The sequence below is a fragment of the Massilia sp. Masssp94 genome (genome assembly GCF_059491305.1).
In genome coordinates, this window is record NZ_CP168501.1 from 3,536,685 (window position 1) to 3,557,289 (window position 20,605).

Sequence of the window (20,605 nt, forward strand, 5' to 3'; positions counted from 1 at the left end):
GTCAAAGATGAACAGTTGTATTGCACGACGATACATCTGTGACAGAATTGTTCAGTTTCGTGTGAACACTGGGAGACGCAGATGGACGAACGATACAAACCGGACGGCTATAACGCGGTATCGCCGTATTTGCTCGTGAAGGATGTGCGCGCCATGCTCGATTTCCTCGCCCACGCGTTCGGGGCGACCGAGCTGCGGCGCCAACCGGACGCCGACGGCGGGATCCGGCACGCGGAGGTCAGGATCGGGGATTCCGTGGTGATGATGGGATGCCGGCCGGGGGCGGAGCTGATCGCCTCGGTGCACGTCTATGTCGAGGATGTCGACCGGGTCTATGCGCGGGCGCTGGACCATGGCGCAACCAGCTTGTCCGAGCCGCGCGACCAGCCGTATGGGGACCGGACGGCGGGGGTGCAGGATGCGCAGGGGAATTACTGGTGGATCGGGACGCGGTTGCGTGGGAGCGGTAGCTAGCAACTCACGGTTCCGACGCTGTCCCCAGTTCGAAGGTCGAGACCGATCCAGCATCGATAGGGGCCATCTTTCGTTCCCTTGTCCTGCGCGGTGTAGCTGCAATGAAGGCCTTTTTTTTCCCGCATCCGGTCGCCCGGTTCTCCGGTACATGTTTCGGGCAGGTCCGGACCAATGGAATCGAAAATGTCTTTCGCAGACTTGCCATCGACGAGAACTGTCAGCTTGCGATCGCTCGCCGTTGCCGGCGTGCGATCTGAAACGATGCCGGAATGGACCTTGTAGATTGCCCCTTGCAGTGGTTTCCAGAGACGGTACGGATCGGAAGACGGGGCGGCAGCATGGGCGAGCGACAGCGCGATCGCCGTCGCGCCCAAGGTCAGTAAGGTTATCGTTTTGCGCATGTCAGCCCCGTAGCTTCACATGAAAATGATGGTCGTGATTCGTGGCCTTTCTGACGAACGGGATATCAGGGCCGTTAAACAATACAAAAGCGACTGGAGCAAATGTTCTGAACATCTCGATCAGCTTTGCGGTGCCTTGTTTGTCATACTCCGCATCCCACCAGAACACCGGAAGTTCGAGACCGTCCTTGCGTAGCGGCCGCACATCAACCTCCAGCCCGCTCATATGTGAGTTGTGATCCGGGGTTCTCGTGCCGTCCGGGAGGCTGATGTCTCCGATACCGATACGTCGCTTATCGATGGCCTGCCACTCCAGCGCCACACGAAGCACGGCCGTCATCATGATCGGGTGAGCGTACTGATAGGCGCCTTTGGCCGGCTTCTTGTAGAGATCACCATACGCATAGTAGCCCGAGTCCATCGGCGCTTGTGGAAGCATGAAGAAGCCGCGCGAATCCTGCGTCGGGCGAGGACGGATCGGGTCGGGGCACCTGTCGTCGTCTTCGGTCGTCCATTCGGTAGGCATGGGAAGCCTCCGTCAGGCGCATTTGTTACAAGCCAAATCCCAGCCGCCCGTTGTCGATCCACCGGCGCCCCCGCCGATTTTCTGCTGGGTGTACGACCATTTGATCTTGGAGAAGCGCAGTCCGATTTCGTCATGCAGGATGCCGCCCCCATGCACCATTTGCTCCATGTTGGCGATCATGACGTTTTCTAACTCGACTTGGTAATACTTGACGCGGGCGCCATCGCCATCAGCGCGCATGAACTCCAGCTTGGCCTTCGGGATCGTTTTTCCCATCGAACAAGTCTGCATCAAAACGGGTGAGGCGAGGTCCGCAAGCTTACTGATTGCGAGGGTGCGGTGCTCGCAGCGTTCCGCAGTATGGCCGCCTCCTGTGGATGCGGTTGCGCTACGGGGCTGTGTGACGCCCCATTGTGCCGATGTCAGCTCGATCCATCCTTGGTGAGCAGAGTCTGCTGACTCGCCCTTGATTCCATCGATACTCAGATAAACGTCAGTAGCCATGCTTCTCTCCAGTACAAGTTGAGTGAAGCGAATATTTTCGACCGGGCCGCTGGCGCCGTCGTTGGTAACTGTCAAGTGAAGTGAAGCGGAAAATCAAGTCCCAAGAATGGGGCTTCTGGAATTCTCATTGATCATTAAACGGGCGCCCGTGCGGACAAATCTTCTTTCGTTGACCGACCCTTGAAGAGTGGCCAGCTACGGATGGGCATATGACCCAACGAGTCTATACATAGCCTCCAGAATGACGAAAGGCCTGATTGAAAATATGCCCAAGCCGACAACAGAGTAATTTTTCATGGTGCGCCCTTCTGCTAAACCCTTGGCTTGCGAGAGCGTGTTACATTAGTTGCTACCTAAAGCAATGACGGGGTACAAATGCGCGCCCATCCAGAGGAGTGTGATGAAACGGCCAATAATTAACGTTCGCTTCTACGAAACATATCATTTTGCGTTCGCCATAAAAAATATTCTTCAAGATCAATTTGAGTACATTCGTTCGCTTAATGATTTTTATGGTGATGATTCCTACTTGCGCTTTTCTGAGCCGTATCAGCCTTATTCGGCATTTCATCAATTCTTGGAATTTATACTTGAGGAGCTTCTCGTCGACGACACCGAAAAATTCGATTTGAAGAGGTGGAGGAATTTAGCGGAAAGGTTTAAGGATATACCTTCATTGGGTGACGAATTTAAGGTGCCGACTTTGCCGATTGAAGATGCGCTTCGATATCATGGATTCGAGTTTGAGAGTTTCGTCGATTGGTTGCAATCACAAGAGGTAACGGTTGCAGACGCTGACGAGGATCACATCTACGATTATCTTAATGAACTAAGGCTCTGTGGCCCGTACGAGGAACTGTTATATCAATCGGTCAAAGAAGCGTTTTTTCTTCTATTTGGAAACCGTGACGTCCTTCTACTCTTCAACGAGATGATCGCGCGCCAGATGTGCAATGCTCAAATGGACGAGTTGACAGATGAGCATGCTGAATACTTTGCACAGTCGGGTGTCCTAAAGCGCGCTTATATGCCTGAATGGGTCAGGCGAGCAGTCTTCTATAGAGACCGCGGCATGTGTGTTTCGTGTAAGGTTGATCTTTCAGGAATACTGAACATTTGGGGCGAGAGTCATTTTGATCACATTGTGCCGCTGGCATCTGGCGGCCTAAATGACGTTACAAATATTCAACTTTTGTGCGCGTCCTGCAACCTCAAGAAGGGTGATGGAAGTATTTTCACAACTAGTGTTTACGAGGATTGGTATCCCCTTCCAATAGATAAACCTGATACAGGCTCTTAATGCCGCCAGGCAGAGTTCTGCCCAGTGGCGCTCGTGTTTCCAAATCATGGCAAATTAATCACACCGCCGCCGTCCAGTCGCCCGACTTGCCGCCATGCTTTTCCAGCACCCGCACATTGGTCATGACCATCCCCCGATCCGCCGCCTTGCACATGTCATAAATGGTCAGCAAGCCGACCTGCACGGAAGTGAGCGCTTCCATCTCGACCCCGGTTTTTCCATAGGTCTCGACCTGCGCCCGGCAATGCACGCTGTTGTTCGCCGCATCGATCTCGAAATCGACGGCGACCCGCGTGATGGCCAGCGGATGGCACAGGGGGATGAGGTCGCTCGTCCGCTTGGCCGCCATGATGGCCGCGATGCGCGCCACGCCCAGTACATCGCCCTTCTTGGCCGAGCCCGACGTCACCAGTGCCAGGGTGGCCGGAAGCATGCGGATGGTGCCGGCGGCGACGGCGATGCGGTGGGTCGCGTCCTTGGCGCCGACGTCGACCATGTGGGCTTGTCCGGTGGCGTCGAAGTGGGTCAGGGGGGAGGTTGTCATGTTGTCGAGGGAACGAAGTAACAAAATATGGCCCAGCAGTAGCAACCGCCAGGAAGCGGTTATCATAGCATCGTGAAACCTAACCCGATTTCAGCGATGTTGCAGCTTTCACCAAGGTGGCCGTGGCGCCGTGTCGCGGCGTCTGTCGGCCTGGTCGTGGCCACCGCCGGCGCACTTGCCGCCCCTACCGTTCCCGTCCTCCACGGCGGCGCCGATACGACCGGATTGCCGACGCTCGGCGATACCGCGCGTGCCGACTTGTCGCCCTTCCTCGAGCGCAAGCTGGGCGAGGAGATCATGAACGATATCCGGCGCGATCCCGATTACCTGGACGACGACGCGATCATCGAGTTCCTGAACAATTTCGGCGAAAACCTCGTGTCGTTCGCGCCCGGCGCGCGCGGCGAGACGAATGCCGATTTCTTCTTCTTTGCCGTGCGCGATCCGATGATCAACGCATTCGCGCTGCCCGGCGGCTTCATCGGCGTGCACTCGCAGTTGATCATCTCGGCGCAGAGCGAGTCGGAACTGGCGTCCGTGCTGTCGCACGAGATCGGACACGTGCAGCAGCGCCACATCGCGCGCATGATCGGCCAGCAGAAGCAGGATGCGCTGTTGCCCCTGGCCGCGCTGCTGCTGGCGGCGCTCGTCGGCAAGGCCGGCGGCGGGGCCGATGCGGCGATGGGCGTCATGCTGGGCGGGCAAGGTCTCGCCATCCAGCGCCAGCTGAATTTCAGCCGCGACGCCGAACGCGAGGCGGACCGCGTCGGTTTCCAGACGATGCGCGCGGCCGGCTACGACACGTCGGGCATGGTGGCGTTCTTCAAGCGCCTGCAGAGCACGACACGCGTCTATGGCGAGGCGCCGGCCTGGCTCAGCAGCCACCCGCTGACGGGCGAGCGCATCGCCGACATCCAGGCGCGCATCCGCGACAATCCGAAGCCGATCCACATCCGTCCGGACAGCATCGAATTCCACCTCGTCCGCGCCCGCGCGCGCGTGCTGCAGGACGAAAGCCAGAAGGGGCGCGACGAAGCGAAGTCCACGTTCGACAGCCAGCTGGCCCAGCCGAACACGCAGCAGCAGACGGCCGCGATGTACGGCCTGTCGTTCCTCGCGCTGAAGCAGGGCGACCTGAAAGGGGCGCAGAGCTGGCTCGACAAGGCGAAGGCATCGACCAAGCCCCGCCCCGGCGTGTTTTCGAGCGAGCGCAGCGGCACGGACGGCAGCGCCATGTTCGCCGCCCTCGGCACCGAGATCAAGCTGGCGCCGGGGCAGCCGCCCGCCGTCGTCCACCAGGCCGTGCAGGATGCGGAAGCCGCGTACCAGAAATTCCCGCTGTCGCGCATGCTGGCACGCCAGTATGCCGACGCGCTGATCGCGGACGGCCAGCTGGACAAGGCGGCCCAGTTCCTGCGCGACCAGGTGCAGCAATACCGCGAAGAGCCCAAGCTGTACGACCAGCTCGCCAAGACCTATGCGGCCCAGGGCAAGATCGCGCTGCAGCACATGGCGCTGGCCGAATCGTATGTGTTGTCGGGCGCGTTGCCGGCGGCCGTCGACCAGCTCAATCTCGCGCGCAAGGCGAAGGATGTGTCGTTCTACGACCAGGCCGTGATCGATGCGCGCGAGCGCGAGCTGAACGAGCGGCAGAAGGACGAGAAGAAAGAGAAGAAGGACAAGGATCGGTAACCCAAAACCACGTCGCCCCTGCGAAGGCAGGGGCCTAATTTTGCGTGAGCGACCTGCGCAAAAATTCGGTTCCCGCCTTCGCGGGAACGACGTTCAAATGTTATCTATTTTTGCCCTTGCAGCAAGTCCGGCCGCCGCACGAACCCGAAGCGTGCCGGCACCTCGTCCGCCATCAACCGTCCAACGGCGATGCGCCTGTCCTGCCAGCGCAGCGCCAGCTCTCCGGCGCCGCCTTCCAGCCACGCCATCACGTCGTCGTCCGACGCAGGACGGCCATCCAGCTCGAGCGCCTGCAGCAATTGCGCCACGTCGCGGTCGTCCACCTGGGCCACCGTCCGGCCCGCACGCAGCACGATGCCGCCGGCCTCCGTCATGAACGCTTCCTCCGGCGCGCCCAGCGGTTGTCCGGTGTGCAGCACGAGGCCCTGCGCCGGATCCGTGCGCGCGATGAAGGGCGTCGTCTCGAGGTTGATGTACACGCGCTGCGGACCGTTCTGGAAATACCAGCAGCCGCGCTCATCCGATAAATAATTGCGGGCGATGAAGCCGACCAGCGCGGCGTTCGTCAGCTTGTCGCCGGGGGCGCCCGCGCGCTGAGCGGCCTCGTCGCGCATGCGCCACGCGCCGCGCGCATCCAGTGCGAGCCAGCCGTAGCAGTACGGCACGTTCGGCCACTTGGCCATTGCCTGTTTTACGATGTCGTCCATGGTTCAAGCTTCGCACAGCCGCGCGGGCGCGGGCGCGCGCATGGCCGTGTCGTCGAAAAATGTCAGGATGCGTTGCGGCAGCCAGTCGAGCCGCCCAGGGAAGGGACCGACGGAAAAGCCGACGTGACCGCCCGTCGCGGGATACTCCAGGGTCACCGCGTGTGCAGCTGTGCGCGGCAGGTGCCGGCCGGGCAGGAACGGGTCGTTCTGCGCATTCAGCACGAGCGTCGGCACGACGATGTCGTGCAGGACGTGGCGGGCGCTGGCGCGGTGCCAGTAATCGTCCGTGTCGCGGTAACCGTGCAGCGGGGCGGTGACGACGTTGTCGAAACTATATAAATCGTTCGCGGCGAGCAGGCGGTCGCGGTCGAACAGGCCGGGAAAGCGTTCCAGCTTGGCCAGTGCCTTTGGCTTCAGGGTCTGCAGGAACATGCGCGTGTACAGGCGGTTGAAGCCGGCCGACAGCGCGGCGCCGCCGGCCGCCAGGTCGAGCGGGGCGGAGATGGCCACGGCGGCATCGACGATGCCCGCGCCATGGCCCTGTTCGCCGAGCCAGCGCAGCAGCGCGTTGCCGCCCAGCGAGACGCCGGCCACGTAGAACGGCCCGGGATGGCGGGAGCGCAGGCGGCGGATGATCCAGTCGAGTTCTTCGGCGTCGCCGGAGTGGTAGAAGCGGGGCGCGAGGTTCGGCTCGCCCGAGCAGCCGCGGAAATGCGGGATCGCGCCATGCCAGCCGCGCGCTTTGGCGGCCGCCATCAGCGACCGCGCGTAATGGCTGTCCGACGACCCTTCCAGGCCATGGAACAGCAGTACGCAGGGAGAAGCAGGGGAAGCGCCGTCGACGAGGTCGACGTCGATGAAATCCTGGCCGCAGGGGGTGTTCCAGCGTTCGCGCCGGTAGGCGACGGCCGGCTTGCGGATGCAGACGGCGGGATAAATCGTCTGCAGATCACCGCCCGGCAGCCACCACGGCGCCTGGTAGCCTGCTGCGCCCAGTTGGTTCACGGCAGCTCCCGGACAGAAGGGAATCAGTGATGCGAAATCAGTGATGCGCCAGCACGGTGCCCGGCTTCAGGCGGTACTGGGTGCCGCAGTACGGGCACTTCGCGTTGCCGTCATGATCGAAGTCCAGAAAGACGCGCGGGTGGGACGACCACAGCGGCATGGCAGGGTTCGGGCAATAGGCCGGCAGGTCCTTGGCTTCCAGTTCCACGACCGGGATGGTCTTGTCGTTCATTCATTTCTCCGTCAGCAAATAGGCAGGAAGTACAACATTCCCAAAACCACGATTCTAACGGATTCGACCTGATTGCCGGAATGGTCCGGTAGAATAGCGATCTTAATACTGTCGAGTAGAATTTCCGACAGGGAAATCTACGCGCATTTTCACGCCCTCGTTTCATGTCCGAACGCAGCCTGTCCGCCATGCTTGTCGACCGCTTTTGTTGCAGGAACGCGACATGAGCGGAGTGCGCATGGAGAGCGGCGACGATGTCGACGGTCACGACCCGGTCGCCTGGCGCGAGGGTTTCCACGTCGGCCTGCCCACGCTGTTCGGCCTCGGCGCATGGGGCATCGTGGTCGGGGTCGCGATGGTCAAGAGCGGCCTCACGGTGCTGCAAGCCAGCGCCATGACGCTGATCGTGTATTCCGGCTCGGCCCAGCTCGCATCGCTGCCGCTGATCGCCACCGGCGCACCCATCGGCGTCATCTTCGCCACCGCCTTCGTCGTCAACCTGCGGTTCGTCATCTTTTCCGCACTGCTCGCCCCCCATTTCTCGCACCTGCCGGTGGTGCAGCGTTTTTATCTTGGCCATATCTCCGGCGACCTGACCACCGCGCTCTTCCTGCAGCGCTACCCCCGCACGACGCCCGAACGGGGCAAGCTGTCATTCCTGAAGGGCTTGCTGTATCCAAGTTGGGTCGCGTGGCAGGTCGGCACGTTCATCGGCATCTTCCTGGGTAGTGCCGTGCCGACGGAATGGCAGCTGGGCTTTGCCGGCACGCTCGCCATCCTGTGCATCCTCGTCCCCCTGGTCATGAACAGCGCGGCCCTGTGCGGCGTGCTGGTGGCGGGCATCGTGTCCGTGCTGGCGCATGGCCTGCCGTACAAGCTGGGGCTGCTGCTTGCGGTTCTCGTCGGCATGGTCACCGCCATCGCCATCGAGGAAACGCAGGAACGCCGCAAGGTCCGCCATGGCTGACTGGGAAATCTGGACCGTCATCGTGGTGCTGAGTGTCGCCACCGCGTGCTGCCGCAGCGCCTTGTGGATGGTGGGCCACCGCGTAACGATTCCCCGGCGGGTGCAGGAAATGCTGCGCTATGCGCCCGCCTGCGCGCTGGCCGCGATCGTCGCGCCCGATTTCATGCTGGGGCCGCAGGGGGAGGTCGAGCTGGCCGTCACGAACCCGAAACTCCTGGCCGGTATCATCTCGCTTGCCTACTACCTGTGGCGGCGGAACATGTTGCAGACCATCGTTATTGGCATGGTGGTATTTACTGTGCTGCGCGTTTCTGGTGTTTTCCATGGGGTCGGCTAAGGTAAAATAGCGTTTTTTAAACATTCCAAGATTGTTGACAATGGCCGTTCTCAATTTCACCCGCTTGCAAGACCTGATCGACCAAGACGCGCTGAAAGGCAAGCGCGTCTTCATCCGCGCCGACCTGAATGTCCCGCAGGACGACGCCGGCAACATTACGGAAGACACGCGCGTGCGTGCTTCGGTTCCCGCGATCCGCGCTGCGCTTGATGCGGGTGCGGCCGTGATGGTCACGTCGCACCTGGGCCGTCCGACCGAGGGCGAGTTCAAGCCGGAAGACAGCCTGGCGCCGGTCGCCAAGCGCCTGTCCGAGCTGCTGGGCTTGCCGGTCGAACTGAAACAGAACTGGGTCGATGGCGTCGACGTCGCGCCGGGCCAGGTCGTGCTGCTGGAAAACTGCCGCGTCAACAAGGGTGAGAAGAAAAACTCGGACGAGCTGGCCCAGAAGATGGCCAAGCTGTGCGACATCTATGTGAATGACGCCTTCGGCACCGCGCACCGCGCCGAAGCGACCACGCACGGCATCGCGAAGTTCGCGCCCGTGGTCGCCGCCGGTCCGCTGCTGGCGGCCGAGCTGGATGCGCTGGGCAAGGCCCTGGGCGCGCCGCAGCGTCCGCTGCTGGCGATCGTCGCCGGCTCCAAGGTGTCGACCAAGCTGTCGATCCTGCAGAGCCTGGCCGACAAGGTCGACAACCTGATCGTCGGCGGCGGCATCGCCAACACGTTCATGAAGGCCGTGGGCCTGAACATCGGCAAATCGCTGGCGGAAGCGGACCTCGTCGGCGAGGCGAAAACCATCATCGACAAGATGGCCGCCCGTGGCGCGACCGTGCCGATCCCGGTGGACGTCGTGTGCGCGAAAGAGTTTTCGCCGACCGCCGCCGCAACCGTCAAGGATGTGAAGGACGTGCTTGATGACGACATGATCCTGGACATCGGCCCGAAGACCGCGGCCCAGCTCGCCGAACAGATCGCCAAGGCCGGCACCATCGTCTGGAACGGCCCGGTCGGCGTGTTCGAGTTCGACCAGTTCGCCGAAGGCACCAAGACCCTGGCCCAGGCCATCGCCGCATCGAAAGCCTTCTCGATCGCGGGCGGCGGCGACACCCTGGCTGCCATCGCAAAATACAATATTGCCGACCAAGTCGGCTATATCTCGACCGGCGGCGGCGCCTTCCTCGAGTTCCTCGAAGGTAAGACGCTTCCGGCGGTGGAGATCCTGCTGCAGCGTAGCGCTGCGAAATAACACCTCACGGTCACCGGCGCAGCCCACGGGCTGCGCTTTTCACTTCAAGGATAGATCAATGTCTCGTGGTACCAAGATCGTCGCAACCATCGGCCCCGCTTCCTCCGACTTCGATACGCTCGTCCGCATGATCCGCGCGGGCGTGGACATCGTGCGCCTGAATTTCTCGCACGGCCGCGCCCAGGACCATATCGACCGTGCCAACCTGGTGCGTCGCGCCGCAGCCGAGTGCGGCCGCGAAGTGGCGATCATGGCCGACATGCAGGGCCCTAAGATCCGCGTCGGCAAGTTCGAAGAAGGCAAGATCCTGCTGAACAACGGTGACCGCTTCATCCTGGACGCCCGCTGGGGCGAGAACGGCGAGCTGGGCAACCAGGAACGCGTCGGCCTCGACTACAAGGCACTGCCGAACGACGTCCGTCCGGGCGACACGCTGCTGCTGAATGACGGCCTGATCGTGCTGATCGTCGAGCGCGTGGCCGGCAGCGAGATCCACACCATCGTCAAGGTCGGCGGCGACCTGTCCAACAACAAGGGCATCAACCGCATGGGCGGCGGCCTGACGGCGCCGGCGCTGACCGCGAAGGACATGGAAGACATCAAGACCGCGATGACCTTCCAGGCCGACTATCTGGCGATCTCGTTCCCGAAAACGGCGACCGACATGGAAATGGCGCGCCAGCTGGCGAACATCGCCGGCGAGCCGTTCGGCCACAAGCCGATGATGATCGCGAAGATCGAGCGCGCGGAAGCAATTCCCGTGCTGCAAGAGATCCTGGACGCCTCCGACGGCATCATGGTCGCCCGCGGCGACCTCGCCGTGGAAGTGGGCAACGCGGCCGTGCCGGCGCTGCAGAAGCGCATGATCCGCATGGCGCGCGATTGCAACAAGCTGGCGATCACCGCCACGCAGATGATGGAATCGATGATCGTCAACGCCGTGCCGACCCGCGCCGAAGTGTCGGACGTGGCCAACGCCGTGCTGGACGGCACCGACGCCGTGATGACGTCGGCCGAGACCGCCGCCGGCAAGTGGCCGGTCGAGACGGTCGAGATGATGTCCGCGATCTGCGTCGAAGCGGAACGCTCCGAATACAACAAGCTGGAAGCCGACTTCCTGAACGTGCAGTTCACCCGCATCGACCAGTCGATCGCGTACGGTGCCCTGTTCACCGCGCACCACCTGCGCGTGAAGGCGATCGTGGCGCTGACCGAGTCCGGTTCGACCGCGCTGTGGATGAGCCGCCACCGCGTCGACACCCCGATCTTCGCCCTGACGCCAAGCGTCACCACCCAACGCAAGGTTGCGTTGTATCGTAACGTGCATGCGTACCACCTGACGCAGCGCGGCGACAGCAGTGCCGTCCTGAAACAGGCGGAAGATTTGCTGGTGGCCAACGGTATCGTCAAGAAGGGCGACACGATCGTCGTCACGTGGGGCGAGCCGATGGGCCAGGTCGGCGGTACGAACGCGCTCAAGATCGTTCGCGTCGGTGAATTCAATTAAGAGGGAGCTCAACACCTGAGCGCGCGGCCGCAACCGCGGCCGCGCCAGACTGTCGAACGGATGATGTGCATGGCTGACGCGCCTTCGCGCGAGGCCAGACGCACGCACGCGCAGAAGGTGTGAGACCGGAAAGGTTTCTTTATTCCTATGGAGCTAAACCATGGCACTCGTATCAATGCGTCAACTGCTGGACCACGCCGCCGAACACGGCTACGGCCTCCCGGCGTTTAACGTCAACAACCTGGAGCAGGTCCAGGCCATCATGGCCGCGGCCGACCAGACCGGCAGTCCGGTGATCATGCAGGCTTCGGCCGGCGCCCGCAAATATGCCGGCGAAGCCTTCCTGCGCCACCTGATCGACGCCGCCGTCGAAGCCTACCCGCACATTCCCGTCGTCATGCACCAGGACCACGGCCAGTCGCCGGCCGTCTGCATGGCCGCGATCCGTTCGGGCTTCACGTCCGTCATGATGGACGGCTCGCTGGAAGCGGACGGCAAGTCCGTCGCGTCCTACGACTACAACGTCGAAGTGTCGAAGGAAGTGGTGAAATTCGCGCACTCGATCGGCGTGACCGTCGAAGCGGAACTGGGCGTGCTCGGTTCGCTGGAAACGATGAAGGGCGACAAGGAAGACGGCCACGGCGCCGACCGCACCATGACCCGCGAAGAGCTGCTGACCGACGTGGCACAGGCCGCCGACTTCGTCGCGCGCACCCAGTGCGACGCGCTGGCCATCGCCATCGGCACCTCGCACGGCGCCTATAAATTCACGCGCAAGCCGACGGGCGACATCCTCGCCATCGACCGCATCAAGGAAATCCACGCGCGCATCCCGAACACGCACCTCGTGATGCACGGTTCGTCGTCGGTCCCGCAGGAACTGCTGGCGATCATCCGCGAATTCGGCGGCGACATGAAGGAAACGTATGGCGTGCCGGTCGAGGAAATCCAGGAAGGCATCAAGCACGGCGTTCGCAAGATCAACATCGACACCGACATCCGCCTGGCGATGACGGCCGCGATCCGCAAATACCTGTTCGAGAATCCGGCGAAATTCGACCCGCGCGACTACCTGAAGCCGGCCCGCGAAGCCGCGACGCAGATCTGCAAGGCACGCTATATCTCCTTCGGCTGCGAAGGCATGGCGGCCAAGATCAAGCCGATTCCGCTGGAGAAAATGGCGGAGCGCTATAAGGCTGGTGAGCTGGCGCAGATCGTTCAGTAATAGCTGTCCCGCACCGTTAGCACGTCGTCCCCGCGGAGGCGGGGACCCAATTTTCTCGACTCAGCCACGAAATTGGGCCCCTGCCTTCGCAGGGGCGACGGTTCTTGCAGTCATCCATTGCCGCTTTTGACGACGATGACGTAAGAATCACGTAAAATATCGCTTTGGCACCGGCTCTCACTGGCCGCCGCCCATCCGACCGGCACCTTCGCCGGTTTCGCTTTATCAAGATATCCCCTCTATGAAAAGCCTCTACCAATCCACTATTTCCTCCCTGCCATTGCTGGGCCATGGCAAGGTCCGTGACAACTACGCCGTCGGCGACGACAAGATCCTGATCGTCACGACCGACCGCCTGTCGGCCTTCGACGTCGTCATGAACGAACCGATCCCCGGCAAGGGCATGGTGCTGAACCAGATGAGCGATTTCTGGTTCGAAAAACTCGGCCACATCGTGCCGAACCACCTGACCGGCGTGGCGCCGGAATCCGTGGTCGCACCGGAGGAAGTGGAGCAGGTCAAAGGCCGCGCCGTCGTCGCCAAGCGCCTGAAGCCGATCCTCGTGGAAGCCGTCGTGCGCGGCTACATCATCGGTTCGGGCTGGAAGGATTACCAGGCGACCGGCTCCGTCTGCGGCATCCAGCTGCCGGCTGGCCTGCGCCAGGCCGACAAGCTGCCCGAGCCGCTGTTCACCCCGGCCGCGAAAGCCGACCTGGGCGAGCACGACGAGAACATCAGCTTCGCCGACATGGAACAGCGCATCGGTTCCGAACTGGCGAATAAAATCCGCGACATCAGCATCCAGCTGTACAAGACCGCCGCCGACTACGCGGCCACGCGCGGCATCATCATCGCCGACACCAAGTTCGAATTCGGCCTGGACGAGAACGGCGTGCTGCACCTGATGGACGAAGTCCTGACCGCCGATTCCTCGCGTTTCTGGCCTGCGGATTCGTACGCGCCGGACATGTCGCCGCCGTCGTTCGACAAGCAGTTCGTGCGCGACTACCTGGAAACGCTGAAGGACTGGAACAAGGCCCCGCCGGCGCCGGCGCTGCCGCAGGACGTCATCGAAAAAACCCAGGCCAAGTACTTCGAAGCCATCGAACGCCTGACCGGCGAGAAGCTGAAGGTTTAATGATGGCGGATCAGAACAAGCCGCTGGTCGGGGTAATCATGGGTTCCAGCTCCGACTGGGACGTGATGCAGCACGCCTGCGCCATGCTGAAGCAGTTCGGCGTGCCGTTCGAAGCGCAAGTGATCTCGGCGCACCGCATGCCGGACGAGATGTTCGCGTACGCGGAATCCGCCCGTCGCCGCGGCCTGCGCGCCATCATCGCCGGTGCCGGCGGTGCCGCGCACCTGCCGGGCATGGTCGCCGCGAAAACGGTCGTGCCGGTGCTGGGCGTGCCCGTGCCGTCGAAATACCTGCGCGGCGAAGACTCGCTGCTGTCGATCGTGCAGATGCCGAAGGGCGTTCCCGTGTCGACGTTCGCCATCGGCGAAGCCGGCGCCGCGAATGCCGCGCTGACCGCGATCGCCATCATCGCCACCACCGACGACGCCCTGGCGGGCCAGCTTGAACAATTCCGCCAGCAACAGACCGCCGCCGCCAAGGCCATGACCCTGCCTGTGAACGACTGATGAGTACTACGAAGTCACTAGCCTATTTGCCGGAAGCCGCGGAACCCGCGTGGCTCGGCGTGATGGGCGGCGGCCAGTTGGGCCGCATGTTCGCCCACGCCGCGCAGGCGATGGGCTACCGCGTGGCCGTGCTGGAGCCGTCGGCCGATTGCCCGGCCGGCCAGGTGGCCGAACGCCTCGTCGAGGCCGGCTATGAAGATGCGGCCGGCCTGGATGCGCTGGCCGCGCAATGCGTGGCCGTCACGACGGAATTCGAAAACGTCCCGGCCGCCAGCCTGTCGCGCCTCGCGCAGCGGGTGTTCGTGGCGCCGAACGCGCACGGCGTGTCCGTCGCCCAGGACCGCATCGCGGAAAAATCCTTCTTCGTCGCCTGCGCGGGCAAATCCGGCGTGATGCCGGCGCCGCACAAGGTGATCGCGAGCGATGCCGACATCGACGCGATCGCCGAGGACCTGCTGCCCGGCATCCTGAAAACGGTGCGCATGGGCTACGACGGCAAGGGCCAGGTGCGCGTGCGCACGCGCGAGGACGTCCGCGCCGCATTCGAGGCAATGGGCCGCGTGACCTGTCTGCTGGAAAAGATGCTGCCGCTCGCGTACGAGGTGTCCGTGCTGACGGCGCGCGGGGCGGATGGTCAGTCGGTCGTCTACCCGATCGCGGAAAACGTGCACCGCGACGGCATCCTGTTCACGACGACCGTGCCGGGCCCGAACGTGTCCGACGAATGCGCGCGCAAGGCGCAGGATGCGGCGCGTGCCATCGTGGCCGAGCTCGGTTACGTCGGCGTGCTGTGCATCGAATTCTTCGTGCTGGCGGACGGTTCGCTCGTCGTCAACGAGATGGCGCCGCGGCCGCACAACAGCGGCCACTACACGATCGATGCGTGCATCACGAGCCAGTTCGCGCAGCAGGTCCGTGCGATGGCGAAACTGCCGCTGGGCGATGTGCGCCAGCATTCGCCGGCCGTCATGCTGAACATCCTCGGCGACGTGTGGTTCGAGGGCGAGGCCGTCCGTGAACCGGCGTGGGACCAGGTGCTCGCGCTGCCCGGCGCCAACCTGCACCTGTACGGCAAGACGGACCCGCGCCGCGGCCGCAAGATGGGCCACGTGACGTTCGTCGCGCCGACGCTGCAAGAGGCGCAAGCAAACTTTGCGCAGGCCTGCACCATCCTCGGGATCGCGCCGTGACCGATGTGATCAAGGCCGCCGCGCGCGCGCTCGAGGCCGGCCGCCTCGTCGCGCTGCCGACCGAGACCGTGTACGGCCTCGGCGCCGATGCGGAGAATCCGGCTGCCGTCGCCGCGATCTATGCCGCCAAGGGCCGCCCGCAGGATCACCCCGTGATCGTGCACGTGGCGCCTGGCGCCGATCTCGACTACTGGGCCACCGACATCCCGTCGGAAGCGCGCCAGCTGGCCGACGCCTTCTGGCCCGGTCCGCTGACGATGATTTTAAAACGCGCGCCGCACATTCCGGACGCCGTCTCGGGCGGCCAGGACACGGTCGGCATCCGCTGCCCGTCGCACCCGGTTGCCATCGAACTGCTGCAGGCGTTCAAAGGCGGGAAGGGCGGCATCGCGGCGCCGTCCGCGAACAAATTCGGTGCCGTCAGCCCGACGACCGCGCAGCACGTGCGCGACGAATTCGGCGACGACATCGGAGAACACGGCCGCATCGCGTTCGTGCTGGATGGCGGCCAGAGCGAGGTCGGCATCGAATCGACGATCGTGGATCTGTCGCGTCTCGCCACGCACGGCCCCGTGCTGCTGCGTCCGGGCCATATCTCGGCGGATGCCATCGCGGCCGTGATCGACCAGGTGCCGGCCCGTCCGGATGCCGCGGCACCCCGCGCCTCGGGCACGCTGGAATCGCATTACGCGCCGCACACGCCGGTCGCGATGCAGGACACGGCGACCCTGGCCGAGACCTTGTCCAGGTTGCAAGGGGCGGGACGCAAGGTCGCCCTGATCCATTACGCCGACTTGCCGGCCACGCACGCGGCCGTCCGCCTGCCGAATTCTCCGGAAGGCTTTGCGCATGCGTTGTATGCGGCGCTGCGCGCGATGGATGGCACGGGTGCCGACGTCATCCTCGTCGAGGCGCCGCCGCAGGATGGGCCATGGCTGGGTGTCAACGACCGCCTGCGCCGCGCCGCGCATGGTTCGACCGGCATCGTGCACGGGTTGATAAACAACACTACCGCGCTGTAATCAGTCGGGAATCTTCCCAAAAACGCCTGTCCGGTGCATGCTACTCGGCAATCCCGGCCCGCCTTTCTGCGCGGGCCTTTTGCCTTGATCAGTGAGTCGAAGGACATCCATGCGTTCCCTCTTAACCCTGGCCTGCAGCCTTGGGCTGGGCTATTTGCTTGCCGCTTGCAGCGGCGGCACCACCGCCGGCGGCACGCCGACCGGCGTCGCGAATCCTGAACCGCTGCCCGTCGCGACGCGCGGCAGCCTCGTGGGGCTGGCCGCCTCCGTGGCCGTCAACGTCGGCGGTGCAAGTCTCACCACATTGACTCCGACCGTGCTGGCCGGCTTCCTCGAATCGGCCCAGCAGGGCACCCTGGCCGTCGCGGGGCAACCGCAGTGCTCGGTCTCCGTGTACAAGGTCCACTACAACACCATCGGCGGCGCCGGCGAAGCGACGGACGGCAGCGCCGCCGTCTTCGTGCCCACCGGCGGCGGCGCGTCGTGCAGCAACTCGCGGCCCGTCGTGCTGTATGCGCACGGCACCTCGTTGCAGAAATCCTACGACATGGCCGACATCGCCAACAACACGGAAGCGCGCCTCGCGGCGGCCGTGTTCGCGGCCCAGGGCTTCATCGTCGTCGCGCCGAACTATACGGGCTACAGCGGTTCGTCGCTGGGCTACCACCCGTACCTGGATCGCGTCGCGCAGGCCGCCGACATGATCGACGCGCTGCGCGCCGCACGCACGTCGTTCGGGGCGATCGGCGCCAAGGATTCCGGCAAGCTGATGGTCACCGGGTATTCGCAAGGCGGCTATGTCGCGCTGGCCACGCAGCGCGCCATGCAAGACCTGGGCACGAACGAGTTCACGTTGACGGCGGCGTCCGGCATGTCGGGTCCGTATGCCATCGCCCGCTTCGGCGACGACCTGTTCGGCGGCGCACCGCGGAGTGGTGCCACCGTGATCGTGCCGATGATCATCAACGCGGGCCAGCATGCGAGTGCCGCGCTGTACGCGACGCCGTCGGACGTTTACGAGACGCAGTACGCCGCATCCATCGCCGACCTGGTGCCGGGCAGCCTCGGCAGCGGTGACCTCGTCGACCAGGGCAAGCTGCCCGAGTCCGCCCTGTTCGCTGCGGATTCGCAGCCGCAGACGCCCGGCTACACGGCATATTTCGGCGCCAACAACCTGATCCGCACGGCCTACCGCAGCGGCTACCTGGCCGATCTCGCCGCGCATCCGTGCGACCAGAGCGCGACGTCGCCGCTGGCCTGTACTCCGGCTCACAACCTGCGTAAATGGCTCGTGCGCAATGATCTGCGCAGCTATATGCCCAATGCACCCACGATGCTGTGCGGCGGCCACGACGACCCCGTCGTGCCATTCTTCAACACGACGTCGGCCGCGAGCTATTTCAGCGCGCGCGGCAGCAGGATCACGCTGCTCGACATCGACGATACCCCAAGCCTGAACGACCCGTACCGCTCGGCCAAGGCAGGCTTCGTGGCGGCCAGGACGATCCTGCGCGCGGCGTCGGGCGACGGTGCCGTCGCGTCGGCCTATCACGCCGGTCTCGTGGCGCCGTTCTGCATGGCGGCGACGCGTGATTATTTTCAGACAACATTGTCACATTAAGACATGAATTCACCGGCGGCATTGCTATAATCGGCCGCGCTGCCGGCCTCGTTTCCAGCCGTCGCAACAGGGTGTTGTTGCCGGCGCACGACAAAGCTTTTCGCTATACAACGATGCCGAACACTGGCATATTAGTTGGCACACGAATAGCACGGCCGTTCGTTGCAAAAAGAGAAAAATTTCTTTAGGAGACACAATGCGTAAGACCTCATTCGCGCTCGCGCTGTTGACCGCTGCCGTCCTGACGGCTTGCGGCGGCAGCAGCACCAGCCCTCGCGGCGGCGACCAGACCCCGGTCACCAAATTCAGCGCACAGGTATCGTTCGGCGATAGCCTGTCCGACGTTGGCTCGTATGCCGTCGGTGGCGTCAAGGCGCTGGGCGGCGGCAAGTTCACGATCAACGGCGACAACACGTCGATCAACGCTGACCTGACGGGCAAGAACTGGACCGAATTCGTCGCAGCCCAGCTGAAGCTGCCGGCACCGTGCGCGGCCCAGACCGGCCTGCAGGGCGACGCGACCAAGGGCTTCGCCGTGCCCGTTACGTTCAACACCAATTGCCTCAATTACGCGCAGGGCGGCTCGCGCGTGACGAATCCGATCGGCCCGAACAACAAGGCCGTGAACCCGACGCTGGGCCTGACCACCGTGCCCGTGGTGACGCAGATCGAGAACCACCTGGCCAAGAACGGCGGCAAGTTCAGCGGTACCGAACTCGTGACCGTGCTGGCCGGCGGTAACGACATCCTGTTCCTGCTGGGCCAACTGTCGACGAACGCCACCGCCGCCGGCACCGCCGCCGGTTCCCAGGCCTTCGCCGTGTCGCTGACGACCCAGCTGGCCGCCGGTGCGACGAACCCGGCCACCGCGGCCCAGGCGATCGGCCTCGCCATCCAGACGGAAGCAGCGCGCGCGGGCCACACCGACGCGTCCATCGTGCAAGCCGCCGTCACCGCCGCCGTCATGGCCGGCAACACCGCCGCCGCGCAGGCGACCGTGTACGGTCCGATGGTCGCCAAGGCCCAGGCCGACGCCACGGCCGCCGGCCAGAAGGCGGGCGCCGATTACCTGACCGCCAACGCCGCGGGTGTCGTCACCGCGATGGCGACGGCCGGCGCCGAGCTGGGCGTCCTCGTCAAGACGCAGATCGTCGCCAAGGGCGCGAACTACGTCGTCGTGAACAACCTGCCGGACGTGGCATCGACGCCGTCGGGCAAATCGCAGTCGGCCGCCGTCCAGGCGCTGATCGGAAAAGCCGTCGACGCCTTCAATGCGCAGCTGAAGGCCGCTGTCGCCAGCGAGCCGAAGGTGCTGTACGTCGACCTGTGGAGCGTCAGCCACGACGAGGTGATCAACCCGGCGCCGTACGGCCTCACCAATACGTCGACCCCGGCCTGCGGCCCGAACGCGCTGGGCACGACGTCGCTCGTCTGCAATGCGAAGAACGTGATCGCAGGCGACGTCAGCCGCTACATGTTCGCCGACGACGTGCACCCGACGCCGTTCGAGAACTGGCTGATCGCGCGCTACGTCCTCGAGCAGATGGCCGTGAAGGGCTGGCTGTAATCGTCACGAAGGGGACCTCGAAAACCGTCGCGAGCGGCCGCAATGTCGGGCGAGAAGCGGAGCTGTACGAGAGTACAGCGAGCATCGCAACCCGACAGTGCAACGCGCAGCAGGTTTTTCGACGTTCACGACAGGCCCGTCCGCGGGAGGGCCATCAATAAGAATCAGGAGATAACATGAAAGTAAGTTCCAACGTCGTGAAACTGCTGGTCGCCGCGGGTGCGCTGGCCGTGGCGGGCAGCGCCGCGGCACAGGCCAAGGGGAAGTGGGCCGTGTCGCTGGGCGCCATCGAGATCGAACCGAAGGTAGAAAGCGGCGCGATTTCCGCCCCGGCCCTGCCGAATTCGCTGGGCGACGTCGGCAAGGACACGGAACCGGTGGCGATCATCAACTACGGGATCACCGACAACATCACCGCCGAATTCACGATCGCGAAGCCGTACAAGCACAGCATCTACGGCGCAGGCGCCATCGCCGGCACGGGCGAGCTGGGCACGGCGCATGCCTTGCCGCCGACGTTGTTCGCGCAATACCGTTTCTTCTCGCCGAACGCGGCGTTCCGTCCTTACGTCGGCCTGGGCGTGACCTATGCCTACTTTTACAAGGAAACCGGTTCGTTCCGCCTGACCGCGCTGACGAACCCGGGTGGTCCGGCCACGACGTTTAGCATCGACAACAAACTGACTTATTCGGGCCAGATCGGTGCCGTCTGGAACTTCAACGAGAAATGGTTCCTCAACGCCGCACTCGTGAAGACCCGCCTGCGGACCGACGTGCACTTCTCGACGGGGCAGAACCAGCACATGAAGCTGGACCCGAAGTCGACCGTGCTGACCCTGGGCTACAAGTTCTGAGCGCGTTTCGCGCAATAAAAAACCCGCCGTGTTCGGCGGG

Annotated in this window: 22 protein-coding genes; 15 read left to right on the forward strand and 7 right to left on the reverse strand. The window is 63.7% G+C overall.

The window, feature by feature from the left end; translation table 11 throughout:
* The first annotated feature begins 81 nt into the window (after positions 1-81).
* Positions 82-474, forward strand: coding sequence for a VOC family protein (locus tag ACEN9G_RS15665; protein WP_413337302.1), 393 nt, complete (start codon positions 82-84; stop codon positions 472-474).
* Here the strand turns inward: ACEN9G_RS15665 and ACEN9G_RS15670 are convergent.
* Genes ACEN9G_RS15670 through ACEN9G_RS15680 form a run of 3 tightly spaced genes read right to left on the reverse strand, consistent with a single transcriptional unit; the run spans position 471 to position 1,905 of the window.
* Positions 471-875 carry a hypothetical protein gene (locus ACEN9G_RS15670; protein ID WP_413337301.1) on the reverse strand — a complete coding sequence of 135 codons (405 nt, stop codon included), beginning with the start codon at positions 873-875 and terminating at the stop codon, positions 471-473. The two genes, ACEN9G_RS15665 and ACEN9G_RS15670, sit on opposite strands and share 4 nt — an antisense overlap.
* Before the next feature lies 1 nt (position 876).
* Complete coding sequence (locus ACEN9G_RS15675) at positions 877-1,401, reverse strand: penicillin-insensitive murein endopeptidase (RefSeq protein WP_413337300.1); 525 nt, start codon at positions 1,399-1,401, stop codon at positions 877-879.
* Between the two features lie 12 nt (positions 1,402-1,413).
* Complete coding sequence (locus ACEN9G_RS15680) at positions 1,414-1,905, reverse strand: Hcp family type VI secretion system effector (protein ID WP_413337299.1); 492 nt, start codon at positions 1,903-1,905, stop codon at positions 1,414-1,416.
* 400 nt (positions 1,906-2,305) lie between these two features.
* On the opposite strand from ACEN9G_RS15680, the gene ACEN9G_RS15685 reads away from it, so the two are divergent.
* Positions 2,306-3,205, forward strand: a complete 900-nt coding sequence (locus ACEN9G_RS15685) for an HNH endonuclease (protein WP_413337298.1) — start codon at positions 2,306-2,308, stop codon at positions 3,203-3,205.
* Positions 3,206-3,263: 58 nt separating this feature from the next.
* Here ACEN9G_RS15685 and moaC read toward each other — a convergent pair whose 3' ends face one another.
* The gene (gene moaC / locus ACEN9G_RS15690) at positions 3,264-3,749 is read right to left on the reverse strand and encodes a cyclic pyranopterin monophosphate synthase MoaC (protein ID WP_413337297.1); all 486 of its coding nucleotides are present in this window, start codon (positions 3,747-3,749) and stop codon (positions 3,264-3,266) included.
* A 96-nt stretch (positions 3,750-3,845) separates the two neighbouring features.
* Between moaC and ACEN9G_RS15695 the strand changes: the two genes are divergently transcribed.
* Positions 3,846-5,441 carry a M48 family metalloprotease gene (locus tag ACEN9G_RS15695; protein ID WP_413337296.1) on the forward strand — a complete coding sequence of 532 codons (1,596 nt, stop codon included), beginning with the start codon at positions 3,846-3,848 and terminating at the stop codon, positions 5,439-5,441.
* A 104-nt stretch (positions 5,442-5,545) separates the two neighbouring features.
* Here the strand turns inward: ACEN9G_RS15695 and ACEN9G_RS15700 are convergent, their stop codons facing one another.
* Genes ACEN9G_RS15700 through ACEN9G_RS15710 form a run of 3 tightly spaced genes read right to left on the reverse strand, consistent with a single transcriptional unit; the run spans position 5,546 to position 7,385 of the window.
* On the reverse strand, positions 5,546-6,148 hold the full coding sequence (locus tag ACEN9G_RS15700) for a DUF2946 family protein (protein WP_413337295.1): 603 nt from the start codon (positions 6,146-6,148) through the stop codon (positions 5,546-5,548).
* A gap of 3 nt (positions 6,149-6,151) precedes the next feature.
* Positions 6,152-7,153, reverse strand: coding sequence for a YheT family hydrolase (locus ACEN9G_RS15705; protein WP_413337294.1), 1,002 nt, complete (start codon positions 7,151-7,153; stop codon positions 6,152-6,154).
* Positions 7,154-7,190: 37 nt separating this feature from the next.
* A complete protein-coding gene (locus tag ACEN9G_RS15710; protein WP_036236204.1) occupies positions 7,191-7,385 on the reverse strand; it encodes a zinc-finger domain-containing protein in 195 nt (64 codons plus the stop codon).
* Positions 7,386-7,608: 223 nt separating this feature from the next.
* Here ACEN9G_RS15710 and ACEN9G_RS15715 point away from each other — a divergent pair, with 223 nt between their 5' ends.
* From ACEN9G_RS15715 to ACEN9G_RS15770, 12 genes are all read left to right on the forward strand, one after another.
* Entirely contained in the window at positions 7,609-8,352 is a 744-nt protein-coding gene (locus ACEN9G_RS15715; RefSeq protein ID WP_413337293.1) for an AzlC family ABC transporter permease, read from the forward strand.
* Positions 8,345-8,689 carry an AzlD domain-containing protein gene (locus ACEN9G_RS15720; protein ID WP_160409477.1) on the forward strand — a complete coding sequence of 115 codons (345 nt, stop codon included), beginning with the start codon at positions 8,345-8,347 and terminating at the stop codon, positions 8,687-8,689. The genes ACEN9G_RS15715 and ACEN9G_RS15720 overlap by 8 nt, the downstream gene beginning before the upstream one ends.
* A 40-nt stretch (positions 8,690-8,729) precedes the next feature.
* Positions 8,730-9,935, forward strand: a complete 1,206-nt coding sequence (locus ACEN9G_RS15725; protein WP_413337292.1) for a phosphoglycerate kinase — start codon at positions 8,730-8,732, stop codon at positions 9,933-9,935.
* Between the two features lie 58 nt (positions 9,936-9,993).
* Positions 9,994-11,442, forward strand: coding sequence for a pyruvate kinase (pyk, locus tag ACEN9G_RS15730; protein WP_413337291.1), 1,449 nt, complete (start codon positions 9,994-9,996; stop codon positions 11,440-11,442).
* Between the two features lie 160 nt (positions 11,443-11,602).
* Complete coding sequence (gene fba / locus ACEN9G_RS15735; RefSeq protein ID WP_413337289.1) at positions 11,603-12,667, forward strand: class II fructose-bisphosphate aldolase; 1,065 nt, start codon at positions 11,603-11,605, stop codon at positions 12,665-12,667.
* 241 nt (positions 12,668-12,908) lie between these two features.
* Positions 12,909-13,805, forward strand: coding sequence for a phosphoribosylaminoimidazolesuccinocarboxamide synthase (locus ACEN9G_RS15740; protein ID WP_413337288.1), 897 nt, complete (start codon positions 12,909-12,911; stop codon positions 13,803-13,805).
* Complete coding sequence (gene purE / locus ACEN9G_RS15745) at positions 13,805-14,311, forward strand: 5-(carboxyamino)imidazole ribonucleotide mutase (RefSeq protein ID WP_371767239.1); 507 nt, start codon at positions 13,805-13,807, stop codon at positions 14,309-14,311. Before ACEN9G_RS15740 ends, purE begins: the two co-directional genes overlap by 1 nt.
* Positions 14,311-15,501 (forward strand): 5-(carboxyamino)imidazole ribonucleotide synthase, encoded by a 1,191-nt coding sequence (locus ACEN9G_RS15750; RefSeq protein ID WP_413337287.1) that lies wholly within the window; start codon positions 14,311-14,313, stop codon positions 15,499-15,501. Before purE ends, ACEN9G_RS15750 begins: the two co-directional genes overlap by 1 nt.
* The gene (locus ACEN9G_RS15755) at positions 15,498-16,523 is read left to right on the forward strand and encodes an L-threonylcarbamoyladenylate synthase (RefSeq protein ID WP_413337286.1); all 1,026 of its coding nucleotides are present in this window, start codon (positions 15,498-15,500) and stop codon (positions 16,521-16,523) included. Before ACEN9G_RS15750 ends, ACEN9G_RS15755 begins: the two co-directional genes overlap by 4 nt.
* A gap of 109 nt (positions 16,524-16,632) precedes the next feature.
* The gene (locus ACEN9G_RS15760) at positions 16,633-18,144 is read left to right on the forward strand and encodes an alpha/beta hydrolase family protein (protein WP_413337285.1); all 1,512 of its coding nucleotides are present in this window, start codon (positions 16,633-16,635) and stop codon (positions 18,142-18,144) included.
* Positions 18,145-18,340: 196 nt separating this feature from the next.
* Entirely contained in the window at positions 18,341-19,711 is a 1,371-nt protein-coding gene (locus ACEN9G_RS15765) for an SGNH/GDSL hydrolase family protein (protein WP_413337284.1), read from the forward strand.
* Between the two features lie 176 nt (positions 19,712-19,887).
* Positions 19,888-20,565 carry an OmpW/AlkL family protein gene (locus tag ACEN9G_RS15770; protein WP_413337283.1) on the forward strand — a complete coding sequence of 226 codons (678 nt, stop codon included), beginning with the start codon at positions 19,888-19,890 and terminating at the stop codon, positions 20,563-20,565.
* Positions 20,566-20,605: the final 40 nt, after the last annotated feature.